The following is an 18,585-nucleotide window of genomic DNA, read 5'->3' on the forward strand; positions in this document are numbered from 1 at the left end:
TACATATAGAATTTTATCCTTAATTTGTTAAAAGAATTTTACAATCAAGTTAATTCCACGTAAATACATTAAATTCAACTTAATTCCACTCAAAAAGTTATGTTTATACAATTAATACATAACTCGCCATATAGTTACACTGAATTACAACTATATTAAACAATAAGCATAATACAAATTATATTTATAAAACTCATGGATTGATTTCCATGAGTCTTATTATTTTATTAATCGAAATCTTAACCAGAAACAATTGCAGATAGTGTGGCATTATTAATATTAATAGCAGTAGGCACAACAGTTGCAGTTATAGTTGCGACCACTGTATATATGCAGCACTCATCATTACAGCAATTACTATCGCAGACAAAGAATGAGAATGTTTCAGTTACACTTGGCAAAGTTTCCGTTATTGTTGCCGAAAATACCCAAGCAGGTCCGATAGGTATTGGGCCAACTTGATTATTGCAAGTTTTATAAACTTGAAAAATTATAGTTCCAGTAAAAGCCTCATTAATTATAATATTGCTTGCAAACTCAAGTAAAACCTTTGAATTACTTAGTCCACATTTATTTAAAGCACGAGTAGCTACTGTGAAAGGAGTTGGGATGCCAACTGGAACTGTAGTAATTACACTTGAATTAGGACTACTACATTTTAAAATAGCTGGCGGATTTTCCTTTACTTTTTTGCAAGTATCACAATCATTATTCATTTTAATAAACCTCCTCTACTAAAAAAAATTACTAAATATATTGTATTTTAATTATGCAAGCATAAATATCAAACAATTAAGGTTAGTAAAAATTATTAAATAAATTACTCTATAAGTAATTCAAAATATATTCCGTCATTTATAATTTATGAAGAAATTATTTATGTGTTCCATCTAGAATCATTATTATGTCAGCTTAACAGTATCAGTCCATATGAAATTAATATGCTTTTATTTTAAAATAGAAAAGAAGCATCATGATGTTGATACTTCTTAATAAAAATTACTGATCCCTTAGTATAAATAAGAAAACATGCAATATTAAATTATCATTCTAATTTTGGAATTTATTTACACGCAATATAAGACTAATATGCTTCATTAACAGTGCTATTTCACTATATATATGACTAATGGTACAAAATAGTTATTGTGTATTATTCTAGTATAGCATAATATTGTATATCAACCAAATATTATTAATATACCTGTATTATTAAGTCATTATATGTATTTATTTCATATATACCTTATTATCAACTGGAAACATATAGGTTAGCTTTCAGTATATTTGTAATTTAATTAAACTAAAATGCATAAAAACAGTACAAAATAACTATTCTGTACTGTTTTTTATTTTTAAATTCTCTTTCACAAAATAGTTTAATACTTTTTTTACTTAAATTTAATTTTTTTATATAACAATCAATAAACTATATTTTTTATCTATAATTTTATTACTAATCATACTAATGATTTTAATGAATTAATATCTACATAAATTTTATAAACAAAACCAAATATGTAGTAAATAAAAATTTTATAGAGGAGGTTAAAATTATAAAAATGAGAAAAGCAAAAAGTTGTTTAAATTTTTTTGAAAAATTTCTTGATGAACATGAAATTGATGCCAATAGTTTGGCTTTAAAAATAACATTTAGCTACACTTTAATATTAACATTATGGATATTATTCTATAATAGTATAATGACATCATCCTTTTATAATACTTCACTGACTTTAACTATAAGTATTGTTAAGAGCTTAATCTTTGTGCTTATAAGTTCTGCAATAAATTTCAAACTACTTAAAATTATTTTTACTAGGTTAATAGCCTCAAAAAATGAAATCCAGCTATCAAATGTATTGTTATCAGCAGTTTTAGAAAGTTCAGAAGAAATTATGTTTTTTTCCTTAGATACAAACTATCGTTATACAGCCTTTAATAATATATACAAAGAAGCTATTTCTAATCTATATCATAAAACTATAGAGAAAAACATGAACATATTAGATGTTATTGAATATGATGAAAATCAGCAAAATTTAAAAGAGAATTTCAATAGAATTCTTAATGGTGAAAACTTCACTACTGTGGAGGAATATACTACTAATAAATGTTCAAGTTTATATTGGCAAGTCTATTACTCTCCACTAATCTCGAATAATGGAAAAACAATCGGATTAACCTCATTTGCTCTCAATATTACAACATTAAAAAAAGCCGAGAATCAAAACATCTTTTTAAGTTATCACGATGAATTAACTGGACTTTATAATAGAAGATTTTTTGAAGAAAAATTAAAAGAAATAGACACTGAAAATAATTATCCAATTTCTATCATCATATCTGATGTAAATGGTCTAAAATTTACCAATGATATATTTGGACATACAGCTGGAGATAAACTTATAAAAACTTTTGCAGAAATCCTACAAAAGTTTTGCAGACAAGATGACATTGTTGCCAGAATTGGTGGGGATGAATTTTATATATTACTTCCTAAAACTGATTCTATGCAAGCAAAACAAATTATTGATAGGATAAAAAATTCCATATTAGATCTTCACGTTGAGAAAAGTATTTTATCAGTTTCTTTTGGCTTTTCGACTAAATATACTTCCAATGAATCTCTCGAAAAAACATCCAATAAAGCTGATGATACTATGTATAGCCAAAAACTTCTTGATAGAGATATTTTTGAATCCAAACTTATAAAGCACTTAGACTCAATTCTATATGATAAAAATTTAGTAAAGCATTTTCATGGACAAGAGGTAAGCCTGCTCTGCAAAAAAATAGGTATGGCATTAGGCTTAACTCAAGATGAAATACAAAAACTCGAATTAGCCGGCTTATTGCATGACATCGGAAAGGTTGCTATTGACTACAAAATTTTGTTAAAACATGATGGCCTCACTGCAAGTGAATTAAGCGAAATTAAACGTCATTCTGAAATAGGCTATAAAGTTCTTAATTACTTAAATAAATATAAAGGTATATCTGAATATGTATTATATCACCATGAAAGAATTGATGGTGCCGGATATCCAAAGGGTTTAAAAGGAGATAAAATCCCTCTTTTTTCAAGGATTATACATATAGCTGATGCTTACCACTCTATGACTACTAATAGTACATATAGAAATGCTTTAGATATTGATGCTGCTATAAGAGAATTGAAGGTAAATGCAGGCAGTCAATTTGATGCGCACATTTCAAAAATTTTTGTAACAAAAGTTTTAGGTGAAAATTGGTGATAATTTCATAGAATGCGAATCGAGACTATTGAATTTGATTACTTTAATTATAAAATAGTCTCTTTTTTATATCTTATGTAAGCATTTTGAAATAACTAAGATAATTTCAAACATAAAATAAGGCCTCTGCACTAATAATTTTAGAAAACTATACTGCAGAAACCTCGAAACATAATCATATCTATTTAATTTTTTTACTTGCTACTTAAATATACATGTTCAATGAAAAAATTAATAAATGCTTTCACTACCTTTTTCATTAAACACTTCTTTCCATGCTTTTTCAGCTTCTGGCTTAAAATCAGAAGCCAATTTATCTAGCTCGTCCATGAATTCAGAATCATTTACCATTTTTTCAGCACTTGGATCTGTTGCATAAGCTCCAACTTTTTTAACAATGTTTCTTACAACCTTTGGATTGTCGATCATCATGCAAGGCATAAGCATGTTTTTGTTATAAGGCTGGCTTTTTCTAAGTGTTTTAAAGAAATCTGTTTTAAAGGCATCAACAAGAGGTTTATTTTTCACATTATAAGTTGAAAAATGAGCAAATACACAAGGTTCTACTTCCTCTTTAGAATTTATATGGCAATAATATCTTCCAGCTATACAGCCGCCAACAAAAGGAGCATCATTAAAGAAATCCGCTGCAAAATATGGCTTTGTAAGCCTTATATTTCTAACTTTTTCACCTAATTCAATTCTTTGCTTAGGTGTAAGCATTAAATCTACATTTGGAGATTCACCGACAGGCATGTAAATGAAGTACCAGCCAATTTTGGCTCCCTTTTCAATAAGCATGTCTATAAATTCATCTGATGTAACTGTATCTATGTTTGCTCTGGAAGTTGCAGAAGAAACTCCAAACAACATTCCCCTTTCTTTAAATAAATCCATAGCCTTCATTACACCTTGAAATACACCTTTTCCCCTTCTTGCATCTGTTTCTTTTTCAAAGCCTTCTAAAGAAAACATAGGAATGACATTACCGAGCTTTTGTAATCTATCTGCTATTTCTGATGTTATAAGTTGTCCATTTGTAAAAGGAGAAAACATAACATCAGGATACTTTTCATATATATCAAGCATATAATTATTAATGAATGGTTCTCCACCTAGTATGATTATATAATAAACTCCTAAGTCTCTAGCTTCTCCTATAATTCTGTCTAATTCTTCAAATGGAATGTCATCTTTCTTGCTATATTTTGCAGCATAGCATCCTGAACACTTTAATGTGCATCTCATAGAAGGGCTTATTAATATTGTGAATGGAACCATTGTGTCGTCATTCTTTAAATATTCCTCTCTCTTTTTACCACCAAACCACACAGCATTGGCAAAAAAGTTTGTAAAAAACTTATTAAGGCAATTCTTATTTGTTGTAGTCAATATATTTTGAATCAGTTTATATATAGCCTCATTATTTTTATACAAATCATATACAGTATCTACTTGCTCAATTTCAGAAGGGTCAGAAATTGTATGTTTTATAAGTCCAAAAATTTTATCAACATTTTTTTCCGGATCCTTTTCCAATATATCCACAGTTTTCTTTACAAATACTTCCTTTGAATATCTTTTAATTTTATCTACTACTTTCATTTCAATTCCTCCTAAATAAAAAATATATAAACAACAAAGATGTAAGTTCTATAAATAATAGGCTTTTTTCCGAATTTGCTGATAAAAAAATAGACAGACATACTATTTCATTATCTATCTTCTAAGATATCTTTAAACCTTTATTACAATATTAGGATCAATCTATACAAAGAAATTAGATATTTTTCATTAATAAATGTATGTTCATTTTTCATAAAAATTACTCAATGTACATACTATTTTATTTAACACATATTCTTTTTTAGTTCATTACACACTTTTTTTACTTACTATACACTCTTTTTTAGTTATTACCTATTCAACTGCTACATTTATAAAATTATTTTAACTTCTCTGTACTTTCTTGAATCCTGAGCTTTTATAAGCTTACAACTGAAATTTAACTCGTTTAAAGAATGTCCTTTTAGCGTCCATAGAGGATAATATATCCTTGCTCTATCTACTAGTCCTTCTATAATCATCCTGCCTTTTTCGCTCATTCTTCGTGTTTTATTCCTTATGAATTCACTTATCTCCTTACTTGATATGTCATTTTTAATCATTGTTCTTATATAATCCAAATATCTCAAACTGATCTCTGATGACTTAAAATGTCTATTTAATACAATATATATTTCCTTTTCAATACAATTTAAATTACTATTCCTCATATTCTTAAGTTGATCTTTATCATAGTACTTATAATTTATATTTGATTTTGTTGATAGTTTTTCATTAAGAGATCTCATATCGATAATTTTTATATTACAATAGTTTAATTTATAATCACTATAGTATAAGTCATATCGTGCATTATATCTCCATAGATTTTTAATCGCTTCATGAACCTTATATTCTATTCCAAAATACTGAGTAACATAATCTAATAATAAATCCTGTGATATTACTCCATATACATCTAATAAGATTCCAAACAATTCTATAAGTTTTTGATTTTCCTTTGAATGTTCAATTACCTGAGGCTTAGAAAGTATTAATTTTATTTCTTCTCTTATTTCAAGTGGAATAGATACCTTGCTATCATAAGAGTAAGAGTATATTATCCCTAGATATTCTAAAGACCTTCTAACAGCTTCAATTGCATTATCATTTTCATCCAATAACAATGTATAATCATTGTCACATATTTGGCTTAAAAAGACATATTCTTCGTATGTAATAAAATTACCTAATATTACTGATATATTATTTTTAATGTAAAATGCTATAATATCTACAAAGTCTTCTTTTCTCTTTCCACTTATATGTATTTCAAAAACTTTAATCAATTCTTTCAAGTGGCTTAATTTCATTGAAGATATACTATTATTAATTGATTTGCTTTCATAACTACTTTTCATTACTATCATCCAACTTCTTTATACTACTAATATCAATCTGTCTTATTTTTACTTATAAATTGCATAAGGTTATTATATTTAATTATTTATACATATAATCTCTAGTCCATGGTAATTCATTGTTTACGCCTTTATTAAATAAAAATTGATGAATGCTTATATTTCCACTATTAAAAGATGCTGCGCAGGCATTTAAATATAGTCTCCACATTCTTATAAAAGTTTCATCTTTAGTTTTTCTTATTTCAGGCAATGCATTTTCAAAATTTTCTGCCCAATGCTCTAAAGTTCTTCCATAATGAAGTCTTAAGTTTTCTGCATCATTTAAACTAAATCCTACATCGGACATACAGTTAACTAATTCTTTAACTGCTGGTATATATCCACCTGGGAATATGTACTTATTAATCCATGTATTATTTCCGCCAATCTCTGTGGATGTTATACAATGAAGTAAAGATACACCCTTATCATTTAATAAATTATTTACAGATACAAAATACTCTGCAAGGTGGTCTTGTCCAACATGTTCAAGCATTCCTACACTAACTACTTTATCGAAAGTTCTATTCTTTAGTTCCCTGTAATCCACAAGTTGAACTTCAACTAGATCTTCTAATCCTTCATTTTTTATTCTTTCTTTAACTTTTTCTAATTGTTCAGCACTTAAAGTTATTCCCATAGCCTTAACTTTATATTTTTTTGCTGCTGAGGTAATAAGCTCACCCCATCCACAACCTATATCAAGTAAAGTTTCTCCTTCTTTTAAATTTAGCTTCTTAAGAATATGCTCTACTTTATTCTTTTGTGCCTGAATTAAAGAATCATCTTTAGATTTAAAATAACCGCAAGAATAGGTCATAGTATCATCTAACCATAACTTGTAGAAATCATTTCCTATATCGTAATGAAATTCAATGTTCTTCTTACTATTTTTAATGTTATTTGTAGCTATCTTAAGTAAACTTGAATATTTATCACTATTTCTTAAAAAGCTTTCTTTATTATTGTATAAGGATTCTATAACCTTTTGAACACTTCCTTCAATATCTATCTTATTGGTCATATAAGCTTCACCAAAAGTTAAGGAAGGGTCCTTAATAATATCTGCTTTAGGAATAGGCTCATTGAATATTATTTTAAATTGAGCTTCCCCTTTACCATAAACTTCTGAACTTCCATCCCACAGTTTCAGTTCAAAAGTATCTGAAAATAGGTTCTTGAACATCGTCTTATAAAATACCTTGTCAATTATCATGACATTCATCTCCTTTTTTTATAGTTAAATATTATTATCAACTCTATATAAATTTTACTAATAATCTGATGTTAAAAATTAGAATATATTAAATAAAATTTAGCTAGATTTGTTAATATCACTTTAGTGATTATCCTAATTTCTCAATGCATTGTGCAAAATGTGCAAATATACTAATCTATTTTAAGTTTTCAATTAGTTCACCTTTTTTGATAAATACCTAAGTAATTCATCATAATTACTTTCAATTAATGGCTCTTTGCTTTTTGAATGCTCTATTTTATCCCTATGTATCTCAATGTTATTCTTAAAATTTTCTAAAGTCTCAAGAATAATATTTTTAAAAAGTGGAATAATCTCAATTATCTTTTTTATTTCATAAACATATTCATCATCACTAGTAGTAAAACATTTAAATAATCCCGAAGTTAATCTTCCATCAGAAAATATGTACATGTATTTATCGCTCATTTCATCAAATGAATCAATTTCGATTTTATGTTTATATAATCTAAAAATACTATTATCTTTCTTCACAAATATAGGAAATATGCTTGAAAAAAGTTCTTCTATTTTGCTTCCTTCATAAATTAAACCTGAAAAATCATTTTCATTAAGTTTCTCTACAATTTCATTAGTAAATATACTTCTTTTTATTTCTTTCGCTAACCTTAATTTTAATTTCTGCTCCTTTTCTTCAATTAATAAATTGTCAATAGAGTAAAATAATTTATCAACTGCCACTATACTTTTTTTTGAATTATTTTCATTATCATTCATTTTGAACACATCTTTCTATATTAATTTTCCAACTATTAAATCTACAATTTTTAAAATATTTATTAACATATTCACTTATCTTATATAACAAAATATCATTTTCGTTCTGAATATAGTAAACATTCAAAGATATTTCACTTTCTAAATATACATTAAACCTTGAATTTTAGTATTATTTCATTAAGTTTTTCTGTAAGTTCTGCTTGACCTTTAGCTGTCAAATCTATTTGTTCTATAGCATCAGTAGTTTGTTCTATGCTTTCCCTTATTGTTTCCATTCGTTCAATTGACTTTTGATCTATATCTGTCATATTCTGCATAGCTTCGTTTATTTGACTTATTGAAGCAGTTATTTCTTCTGACATAGATGAAATTTCCTCAGACATTTTGCTTATAAAGTCAGAATCATTATAATAATTATTTCCTGTTTCTTCATAAGCTCTAAGCTGTGCATTTACATCTTTATCTATAAATTCAAGTAAATCCTTGCCATTATCTATGCTGCTTTTAAATGCTTCATGAACTTTTAAGATAGTATCTTGAATTGATGTTACTGCCTCTGCTGACTGCTCTGAAAGTTTTCTAACCTCTTCTGCTACAACTGCAAAGCCTTTTCCTTGTTCTCCTGCTCTTGCCGCTTCTATTGCTGCATTTAATGCAAGTAAATTTGTATTATCTGCAATATTGGCTATAGTATCTGCCATGATTTTAATATTACTCACTACATTACCAGCTTCTATAGCTTTTAGCATTTTTTCCTGCTTTTGAATATATAATTCTTCTGTTGCTTTAATAGCCTTTTGACTGCTATCTTTAATTTTTATAGCCTTTTCCTTTAATTCATTTGAATTATTACTTCCTTCAATAGCTTTACTCGCAAGTTCATTAATTCCTGAATCTACCTCTTCGATAGATGCACTTATTTCTTCTGAAGTTGCTCCAACGCCTTCCATTTCATCTGTAATATTTCTTATTACTCCGTTTATATCTTCAACTTGTGCTGTTATTTCTTCAACTGCTGCAAATAATTCCTGGCTTGAGGCATTTATATTATGGGAATTATCAATTATTGTTTTAATCAACTGGTTTACATTTTTTTGAGCTGTATTTAACGCAGCTGCTACTTGTCCAAATTCATCTCTTCTCGTGAAATTGATTGAAGATGAGAAATCATAATTAGATAACTTTTCAGCAAAAACTTTTACTTTACTTAATGGCTTTGTTATATCTCTTGAAATTACTATTCCAAGTCCAATAGCTAATGCTATCCCTACAATATTTAATACAATCATAATCTTATTTGATTTCGCATATGTCAATCTATTTGACTCATCTGCTAATTCTGCCTCATGCGAATTTGTTTTTACTACTTTATCAAGACTATCAAACATCTTTTCAGTTGCTGATTCCACCTCCAAATATTGTTTTTTAGCTTCATTTTGGTTATTCGAATCGACTGCATCAACTATGCCTTTTCTTGCACTTCTATATGAAGCTAAATCAGATTTGAAATCTTCCCATCCATCTTCTTTTGAGTTTTTAAATAATTTATCAAAATCCGCTATATATGCGTCATCTTCATCCACAGAATCGTTAATATTTTTTTCTACTGCTTCTATTTCTACTTTATCATCTGAATTAATAATAGTTAAAAGATCTCCTTTTATTTCTTTAAGGTTTCCTTTTAATGATAGAATCAACTTAACGCTATTAAGATTTGATGCATACATTTCTTCTGCATTTTCTTCTATTTTTTTTGATGTTATTGTTCCAACTCCACCTACCAAGGCAATCAATATAACTACAATCAGAAATGATAATATCAATTTGGATTTTACTTGCATATTTCTTAGTAACTTCATTTTTATTCCCCCCAACTATTAAATATCTGTTTATGACTGAGTTATTTAAAATTTTTTAACCTTTGCTTTATTAAAAAGAACTGTGTCTCTGGTATAAGTAAATTTAAAAATATTCTATTGGAATATTCATTAATCACTTTAGGCATTTCAAAAAACTTCCTTTTTTGTAGACTGTTTATTGGTATGTTGGTCTACTGGTCTGACCAATATTGATAATATAACATATATTTTTTAATAATTCAACCAATCTTGTTCCAATAATATGGCTTTTTTCATTATAATCCCACAAAATTTCATTTATTTAAGTTTATATGACGAACGTCTAAATGATACAAAAAATAAGAGCTTATGAAATGTAAGCTCTTATTTTATACATTGATGTCTCAAGTTCCTATATGTCCTATAAATATTTACATATATTTATAGGACACATAGGAATATAGTTTTTTAAATATTTATTTATTAAAATATGTTTCTATGAAAAGGCTTATATTTACCTTTGTTCATATTAAGCTTTAAACTGGTGTTTTAAATACATATTAGAGCTTTTTAGCTTTTTACTTCTTAATCTTAAAAAAGTCAAGACAGCTCCAATTAAACTTATTACCGCTGCCGCTATATATACAGTTCTCATACCATATATAAAAGCATCACTTCTTCCTACTACAAAATCAGTAACACGCTGTCCAATTGCTGAACTCATCATACTATACAAAAGTGTTGTAGCTAAAGCTATTCCACATACCATTCCTAAGTTTCTTACAAGAGCATTTACACTTCCTGCAATTCCAAGTTTATCTTTTGGTACTGTTGACATTATCAAAGAATTATTAGGCGATTGAAATAATCCCAGACCTATAGACATGATTCCAATAAATACTATTGTAATTAATAAATTTGAGTCAATATTTAATGTAGCCATTAATACTAATCCTAAGCTTATGAGAATTAAGCCTATGAATGTTAAAACTTCTGAACCAATCTTATCTGATAAACTTCCACTAAAAGGAGCTACCACTGTTAAAAGCAAAGGATCAACCATCATTATTAATCCAGTATGTTCTGGTGTATAATTCATTACATCCTGAAGATAAAATGGAAGAATGATATTGTTGCAGAATATTCCAACAAAGGTTATGAATGCACAAAATATACTTAAAGAAAATAACTTATTACTAAATATATTCAATTGTAATAGAGGATCTTCTTTTTTCTTTTCCACAAAAATAAATATTATAAATGAGATAATCGCAATGGCAAAGCTCAATAAAATCATTGGATCTTCAAAGCCAATGTTTATCCCTTCATATAAAGCCCCAAAAAGCGGAACTATTGCAAACACAAATAATACAGCCCCTAAAATATCTAATTTGCCCTTAGCTGCTTTATTTTCTTTTGGCAGCAATTTAATAGCGCAAAACAATGCTATTACTCCAATAGGTACATTTATTAAAAATATATACTCCCAACTAGCCGCACCTGCTATTAGTCCTCCAAGTCCTGGTCCTATTAGAGAGCCTAAAGCTATAGAAGTACCTAGAAATCCAAGAGCTTTTCCCCTTTCACTTGGGGGGAATGTTTCTGTAATAATACCTTGATTATTAGCCATAGTTCCAGCAGCACCTATGGATTGTACTACTCTTGCTAGAATAAGTATTGGAAAAGAGCTTGTTATACCACATAGCAAAGAACCGAGGGTAAATAACCCCAACCCAAATATGAACATCTTGGACTTTCCAAACATATCTCCAAGTCTTCCAAAAATCAATACCGTTCCCGCGATGACTATTAAATAACTTGTTGCAACTAATTGTATACTAGATGTTGTTACATTTAAAGCCATAGCCATTTTAGGTAATGCCACATTTACAATACTACCATCTAAGGCAGACATAAATGTAAACATTAAAACTATTATAAGTATGGACCATTTGTTTCTATTTTTTACATTTTCCATTAATTCTCCTCCTTTGTCACTATTTAGCTAACATAACCGTATTACCTTAATCTTCAAATTCCTTTAATCTTCGAATATTGACTAGAATTTTCCTTAAAGACTGCATTGTAATCAGCATTTCTGCTTCTGATACATCTTCTGTTATTGAATTCATCAACGTTTGAAGCTCTTCATGAATTTTGGGCAATACTTTTTTTGCTTTGTCTGTTAAATATAATTTATAAGATCTGCTATCTTTTTCATCTTGTTCTCTATGAACGTAACCAAGACCTATTAATCTTGCAATTGTTCTTGCAGACATTGCCTTGTCATTGTCAAGTTCTTTACTTAAACCGTTTTGGCTTATACCTTCATTTCGTTCAAGATTAAACAAATATGGGCTGGAACCACTGCTTAATCCATATTTTTTTAAAGTCTTCTCTAAATACATTTGCTTATATCTGAAAATTTTACTTGTAACCATTATGAGGTTCATGCTTTCAACATCCATAATCATTCTCTCCTTACAATATAGTTGATTAGTCCACTAAATTACATTTACTTTAAGTTGACTTGTCAACTTAAATAGTAAAACAATTTTACTTCATATAATATAAATATCCTATTTATATTCACATAATCTTGATCCTCATACTGCCCGTTCCTATAACAGACTTATATAAATTGTTTTTGAATAATCTTTTTAATTATTGAAAGCACGATAATTGATTTCTTACTACAAAGTAATAATATAATAGCTCCTAATTAAATTCTACTGCTTAGCAATATCAAATAATATCGTTGCTACCCCCTGCGGATCAGAAAAAAACGAAGAGTGCCCTGTATCTAATTGATACACTTTATTTACTGGCATTGCATCAAGCATTTTATCTTGCATTTCTAATGGCACTGATAAATCCTGAAGAGTTTTAATATAATATCGTGGAACACTTCCATAATTTTTAGATGTAATATGTACTATGCCATCTAGTGCTGCAATTGCCTCTCCACCCAGCTTTGTAATTGCAAATTCTATATCGCTTTCTGAGCAACCACTATAGAAAAATGGAGCCTTATCTTCTTTAACAGTGACACATCTTTTGTCTGCCGATAATACTGTAAACCCTTGTGAGCTGTACCAATCAGTTTTATGTGAACGTATATCCCCAAAATTCTGTCCATCTTGCAAGAGAGCTGCTGAAAGATAAACCAGACTCTGTATTTTTTGTGGCCTTTTTTCAGCAACGTTTGAAATTATAGTCCCACCAAGACTGTGCCCAACCAAAATGACTTTACTTGGTTCCCTATCAATAATTTCAATAACTTTAGCCACATATGTATCTGTTCTTTGATATGCAAGTGTAGAATTATCATCCCCATGTCCCGGACAATCAATAGTCACAACCTTTGCTCCACCTACTCGCAAAATTGGAACTAGTTTATCAAAGCACCAAGCTCCGTGCCATGCCCCATGAATTAGCACAAATGTCGTGCTATAAGTTTTAGCATCACAATTTTCAACTATGCTTACCTCTCCAGTACACCCTATATTTTTATTCATTTATAACCGCTCCTTGTCCATATTTACTTATAAACATTATCAAATTTATACTTTTAAAATTTATCATATTGTATTATGATTGACTAATCAACTATAATGTATCATTATTTAGATTGACTAGTCAACCTAAATATTTATTTTCACATATCGCAATGAAGATGGAGCAAAAACTCATTTAACTCATAATTGTCAATGATGATGCTATGGATATAGGTGAAATTAATACTTCTACTTCCATCATTTCATCTTCAAATATTTCTGTTATACCTATTCCCGCATCTTCTATGGATTCCCCTATTAGTTCATCTAAACCGGAATAGTGTATACAAAAATAGACAATACCTCTTCTATATGCCTTTGGCACCTACTAGCACAATGTTAATTGGGTAAACCAATAAACATTATGGTATTAATAGACCTTTTAAAAAGTATTTATAGCCAAAAGAAAAAGTCCTAGAAATAATCTAGAACTTAAAATACGTAATTTAAATATGTTTAAAATATCAAAAAAGTGCCTGAGTTCTTAGTTTTACTAAGCTCTCAGGCACTTTTTATATCTTATCTTATTGGCGGAGAGAAGGGGATTTGAACCCCTGATAGAGTTGCCCCTATGCACGCTTTCCAGTTAATGGAAATCACCTGCCAATATCTATATCATATTTAATCATTCAATTTTAACAAATAAAAAAGCCTTATTGTACTAACCAATAAAGCTATAAATCTTATTTACAATAATTAAACTAATTGCTATAATCTAATCATTAAATAAGTCTTTCGTTACTTTTTTGGTATTACAGTACCATTTAAGTTCCTAACTTATCAGAAATGGGGATTTCTAATAAGTGATGAAGGACTTTTTTATTCTATGCAATTAATTATAAATACAAACTCGAATAATTACAATATTTATTTTGAAATGTTCTTGTTAATGATTAATACCAGTTTAATAAGTATATATTATAAAGAGATTTTTTAGTAGCTTTTATTATATTAACGTTACTATTCCCCAACCCTTTGTGTATTATATAGATTTATATATTGTAATCTATAATTGATTACTTAATCTTTCAAAGAATTAATTTAAATTTTCTTAGTTATTTATAAAAAACTAATATACAAACTAGTATATAAATTTATACTTGCTTTTATTATTACTCTGAATTATATTTAAATCATTTCATATTGTGTAAAAATAACACATGCTTAGTGTTTAATTTCTCACTGAACATGTGTTATATATTCAACATGTGGAAAGTGCCAACATTATTTAGCAAAAGTGGTTATTAGGTATACAAGGCTTAGCCTAAAATTACTTTTTCCTTAACGAAATAATTTTAGTTATATATTTTAAACTAGAATTTGTAGCATATAGAAAAGCAGAAAGACATTCCCCCTCTTCAATGCACTAATTAATTCATATAAATTTAGTCTATATACATTACTTTCGATAAATCTTAGTTTTATATTTTAAACTTGACTATATCTATAAACTTTATCTATTTCCGATATTTTTCTTCCTATAGATATTCCAGTAAAGAAATCATCAAATTCATATTTCGGAACATCATAATATGCATATAATGCACCGCCATTTTTAAACCTTACATAAAGTGTGGAATTATATTCATCATATCCAACAGCTTCAACCCGTGTTGATTCTACATAAATCATTTCAGCATTCATAATTTCAACTCCTTTTTTGCTCACGCCAATTTTTAACGACAACTTTATAATCTTTATTTACTGATATTTTTTCACTCCACTTTTCAGAAACTTCCGGATCATTACTATTAGGTCTTGGTTCAACTTTTCTAAACAATACTCGTGTCGGAATTTGCATTGCTTCTCCTATCACTATACCCTCTCCTGTTCGTAATGTAGGTAACATCTCCATCATTGTTGTCATATTATTTGAGGCTAATGATTTCACTCTATTTTTATCTTCTGAATTAGTTAATCTCAGTGCCACAAATGTTCCAACTTGTGATAAAATAGTTTCTGATATTTCAGTTGGTCTTTGTGTTACAATCATTGCACCTACTCCAAATTTTCTTCCCTCTTTGAAAATTTTTTCTACTGCTTTATTGGCATATTTAAAATCACCTTTGGAATTCGTTAAATAAGTATGTGCTTCCTCATACGCTAAAAGTATTGGTCTGTTTCTTCCTGTGAACTTCATATTTCTTCCCCAAAACATACTATCAAATACTATACGTGAAATTAATCCAACTGACACATCAATCAAATCTGATGGAACACCACTTAAATCAAGTATAGTTAAATTTTTACCATTATCTATCCAATCAACAAGCAAATCATCAATATCTCGTTCTAATTCTGTATTATACTGACTTGGCTCAAACATAAAATTGAATCTAGGGTCCTTTAATTTAAGAAACATATTATTTACATATGAATACATCATTTGATTCTTTGATTTATAAGGCGCTGCTTGTCCCATTGAATACGGTTCAAATTCATCTGGAACTAATGCTTTTGGATTTCCTTTTTTCTCAATGCATATTGTTTTTTCTGTCTGTTTATCTGGTGAAGGTTCTTTATATGTCCCATACACTTCTTGATGATATTTGTACCAAATTTCTTTAATATCAAATGGTATAGGTGAATCACAGGTTATAAGATTTTCATCTATATTGGGCAAATTCTCTCTTGCTACCTTCTTCCTATATTCCAAAATATCATTTCTAAATCTCCTATCTTCTGGCCTATCTTCTCCTACTCTTTTATTAACTAATAATTGTGACAATTCTTCATAGTTTAACAACCAAAATGGGATTATTAGTGGATTTTTACCTCCTATACTAAATGTTTTAGAATATTTATTGAAAGTTTTAGAATATTCTCCGTGAATGTCTATAAGAAGGATTCTAGCTTTAGGATAATCAGAAATTAATCTATCAATTATATGTGCTGTTGCATTTGATTTTCCGCTACCAGTAGAACCCAAAATAGCTGAGTGTCTCAGCACAAACTTGTCTACATCTGCAAATATTTTTAATCTTTCTGAAGCTGAATGTGTACCTATTTCAAAACATTTTGTAGAATCAACTCCATAAACTTTTTCCAAGTCAGATTCAGTTACTATATATGCGCAACTATTAATAATGGGATAAGTACTTATTCCTCTTTGAAATGGGTCATTTCCTATTATTTCACCTGAAAGTTGTATTTTTAGCATGCATTTATTTTGAGTTTCATCTTCAGTAAGTACATTACTAAAAGAAGCTATAGTTCCATATATTTGAATATGCCCCATTGGAATTTTAATAAAACTACCTATTTGTCCAACATGGTAAACTTTTCCCTTTATTATCGGTGAAAATGTAGTTATACATTTATCTATCTCAATTTCTGCGTCTGCGCCATTAACAGAAACGACTTTGCCAATATACGTACTATCCTTCAACATCGCCACTATCCTCCAATGTTTCCTTGCTACACTCCTCATCTATATCAATACAATTAAACTGATTTCTACTCATTTGAATGAGAAAGTTAATAAAATTCGAATAATCTCCCAACAAGAATTTATTTTCTTCGTAATTATAAGCATATTTTACTTTACTTTCATCATCTTTTATCCATTCGCCTTTATTTCCACCAATAATCGCAAGTTTAGGCGAAAATGCACTTATGTTTATATACTTTGAAAAAGTGTTCTCCCATTCTTCTAAACTTTCATCTTCAAAAAAGAAGACTAAAACGTGAAGTCTATTATTCACTTTTAAGCTATTTAAAATTATCTCATTGATATGCTGATCAGAAAAAGAATAGCCATTTATTATAAATAGTAAATCTCCAGAGGTTAAATATCTTTTTAATTTATCAAAATATGCTATGAATGGTTGCTTCCTTGACGAGTTATATTTATCTTTAGATGGATATATTACTAATTCAGCCTTTTCGGAATGTTTTTCAATATATTCAGAATTAGTGGCTCCTAACCTAACTATACTATCATTTTCAGTATTCCTAAACCACCCTAATGAACCATGAATCTTCCATAATCTTATCCAATTTTTAGGAGGCATATTATTCTTATCTAGTTCATCTAAAGTTTCTGGAATAAAAAATGGTTCATATGCTCCAACAAATCCATCAAAATATGGTATTTTTAATTGTTCGAAGCTTTTCTCTAACAACAAATCATAATTTGGTGTAAAAATTTCCTTATATTCATTGGAGGGTAGCCAATTTAACCATGATACAAATTTAGTAAGTAAAGAACTATCTACTTGTGTTTCTTTTTTTGAAATAATCTCATAAATTATTCTACAAATTTCCTTATCAATTCTTTTTGCAACCTCTCCTGAAATTCCATCAAACGATTTTTCAATACTATCCCTTGTAATTTCCCTAACTAGTCTTGTATGATTTAGAATATCTTCAATAGTTATTTTTTTTCCTTCACCATATATTGACTTAATACTTTGCAAAAGAATTTTATATTCATCTTTCAAACTTATTTCTTCTTCAACACGCTCAGTTAACTCAAAAATTCCTGGAAGTTTAAATGACATAGAGGTTCCAGCACCAAAGAAAAAACCTATTTTTGCTGCATGTTGAATTAACTTTTCTACATTTAAAACCTCATCACATATATTAAATCCATGATTCACGTTCAGCCCCCCCATTTTTATACAATTTTAGTAATACCATATAAGTTTATACTGAATTATACTCTTGTTTTACATATTTTTCAATATTTTCACAAAGACTTTGTTTTATAAAAATAGCGCAACATTCTAACTATTGCCTTTAAGACTCAACTTTTTATAAAAAAATCTGCTTAGCAGACTGTGTGTTTCTGCTACTTTTAAAGGTTATCCACAAAATTGACTTGATTATAATTTCCTAAAGAATAAAAAAAGAAGAGAATTTTACCTCTTCAACGACTACTATTATACAATATAGATTTATAGCATTTTAAGTATAAAACTTTCT

At 28.4% G+C, this 18,585-nt stretch carries 14 protein-coding genes; 1 reads left to right on the plus strand and 13 read right to left on the minus strand.

Annotation, left to right across the window (positions count from 1 at the left end):
- Positions 1-239 precede the first annotated feature (239 nt).
- Positions 240-716: a DUF4489 domain-containing protein gene (locus tag CDLVIII_RS00095; protein ID WP_009167447.1), complete on the minus strand. Its 477-nt coding sequence runs from the start codon at positions 714-716 to the stop codon at positions 240-242.
- A gap of 846 nt (positions 717-1,562) precedes the next feature.
- Between CDLVIII_RS00095 and CDLVIII_RS00100 the strand changes: the two genes are divergently transcribed.
- Positions 1,563-3,257, plus strand: coding sequence for an HD domain-containing phosphohydrolase (locus CDLVIII_RS00100; protein WP_009167448.1), 1,695 nt, complete (start codon positions 1,563-1,565; stop codon positions 3,255-3,257).
- Between the two features lie 231 nt (positions 3,258-3,488).
- Here CDLVIII_RS00100 and CDLVIII_RS00105 read toward each other — a convergent pair whose 3' ends face one another.
- From CDLVIII_RS00105 to CDLVIII_RS00160, 12 genes are all read right to left on the minus strand, one after another.
- Positions 3,489-4,862, minus strand: a complete 1,374-nt coding sequence (locus CDLVIII_RS00105) for a radical SAM protein (protein WP_009167449.1) — start codon at positions 4,860-4,862, stop codon at positions 3,489-3,491.
- 332 nt (positions 4,863-5,194) lie between these two features.
- Entirely contained in the window at positions 5,195-6,223 is a 1,029-nt protein-coding gene (locus CDLVIII_RS00110) for a hypothetical protein (protein WP_009167450.1), read from the minus strand.
- A gap of 82 nt (positions 6,224-6,305) precedes the next feature.
- Positions 6,306-7,481 carry a cyclopropane-fatty-acyl-phospholipid synthase family protein gene (locus CDLVIII_RS00115; protein WP_009167451.1) on the minus strand — a complete coding sequence of 392 codons (1,176 nt, stop codon included), beginning with the start codon at positions 7,479-7,481 and terminating at the stop codon, positions 6,306-6,308.
- Between the two features lie 195 nt (positions 7,482-7,676).
- Positions 7,677-8,261, minus strand: coding sequence for a hypothetical protein (locus tag CDLVIII_RS00120; protein ID WP_009167452.1), 585 nt, complete (start codon positions 8,259-8,261; stop codon positions 7,677-7,679).
- Between the two features lie 152 nt (positions 8,262-8,413).
- On the minus strand, positions 8,414-10,123 hold the full coding sequence (locus CDLVIII_RS00125) for an MCP four helix bundle domain-containing protein (RefSeq protein ID WP_009167453.1): 1,710 nt from the start codon (positions 10,121-10,123) through the stop codon (positions 8,414-8,416).
- Between the two features lie 508 nt (positions 10,124-10,631).
- Positions 10,632-12,080 carry an MFS transporter gene (locus tag CDLVIII_RS00130; RefSeq protein WP_009167454.1) on the minus strand — a complete coding sequence of 483 codons (1,449 nt, stop codon included), beginning with the start codon at positions 12,078-12,080 and terminating at the stop codon, positions 10,632-10,634.
- Between the two features lie 46 nt (positions 12,081-12,126).
- Complete coding sequence (locus tag CDLVIII_RS00135; RefSeq protein ID WP_009167455.1) at positions 12,127-12,570, minus strand: MarR family winged helix-turn-helix transcriptional regulator; 444 nt, start codon at positions 12,568-12,570, stop codon at positions 12,127-12,129.
- Positions 12,571-12,831: 261 nt separating this feature from the next.
- Positions 12,832-13,620, minus strand: coding sequence for an alpha/beta fold hydrolase (locus tag CDLVIII_RS00140; protein ID WP_009167456.1), 789 nt, complete (start codon positions 13,618-13,620; stop codon positions 12,832-12,834).
- 175 nt (positions 13,621-13,795) lie between these two features.
- Entirely contained in the window at positions 13,796-13,984 is a 189-nt protein-coding gene (locus CDLVIII_RS00145; RefSeq protein WP_035301601.1) for a hypothetical protein, read from the minus strand.
- A 1,103-nt stretch (positions 13,985-15,087) separates the two neighbouring features.
- Positions 15,088-15,303, minus strand: coding sequence for a KTSC domain-containing protein (locus tag CDLVIII_RS00150; RefSeq protein ID WP_009167457.1), 216 nt, complete (start codon positions 15,301-15,303; stop codon positions 15,088-15,090).
- Between the two features lie 4 nt (positions 15,304-15,307).
- Entirely contained in the window at positions 15,308-17,050 is a 1,743-nt protein-coding gene (locus tag CDLVIII_RS00155; protein WP_009167458.1) for an ATP-binding protein, read from the minus strand.
- A complete protein-coding gene (locus CDLVIII_RS00160) occupies positions 17,037-18,260 on the minus strand; it encodes an SIR2 family protein (RefSeq protein ID WP_009167459.1) in 1,224 nt (407 codons plus the stop codon). Before CDLVIII_RS00160 ends, CDLVIII_RS00155 begins: the two co-directional genes overlap by 14 nt.
- Positions 18,261-18,585: the final 325 nt, after the last annotated feature.

The organism is Clostridium sp. DL-VIII (assembly GCF_000230835.1).
Taxonomy (GTDB): Bacteria; Bacillota; Clostridia; order Clostridiales; family Clostridiaceae; genus Clostridium.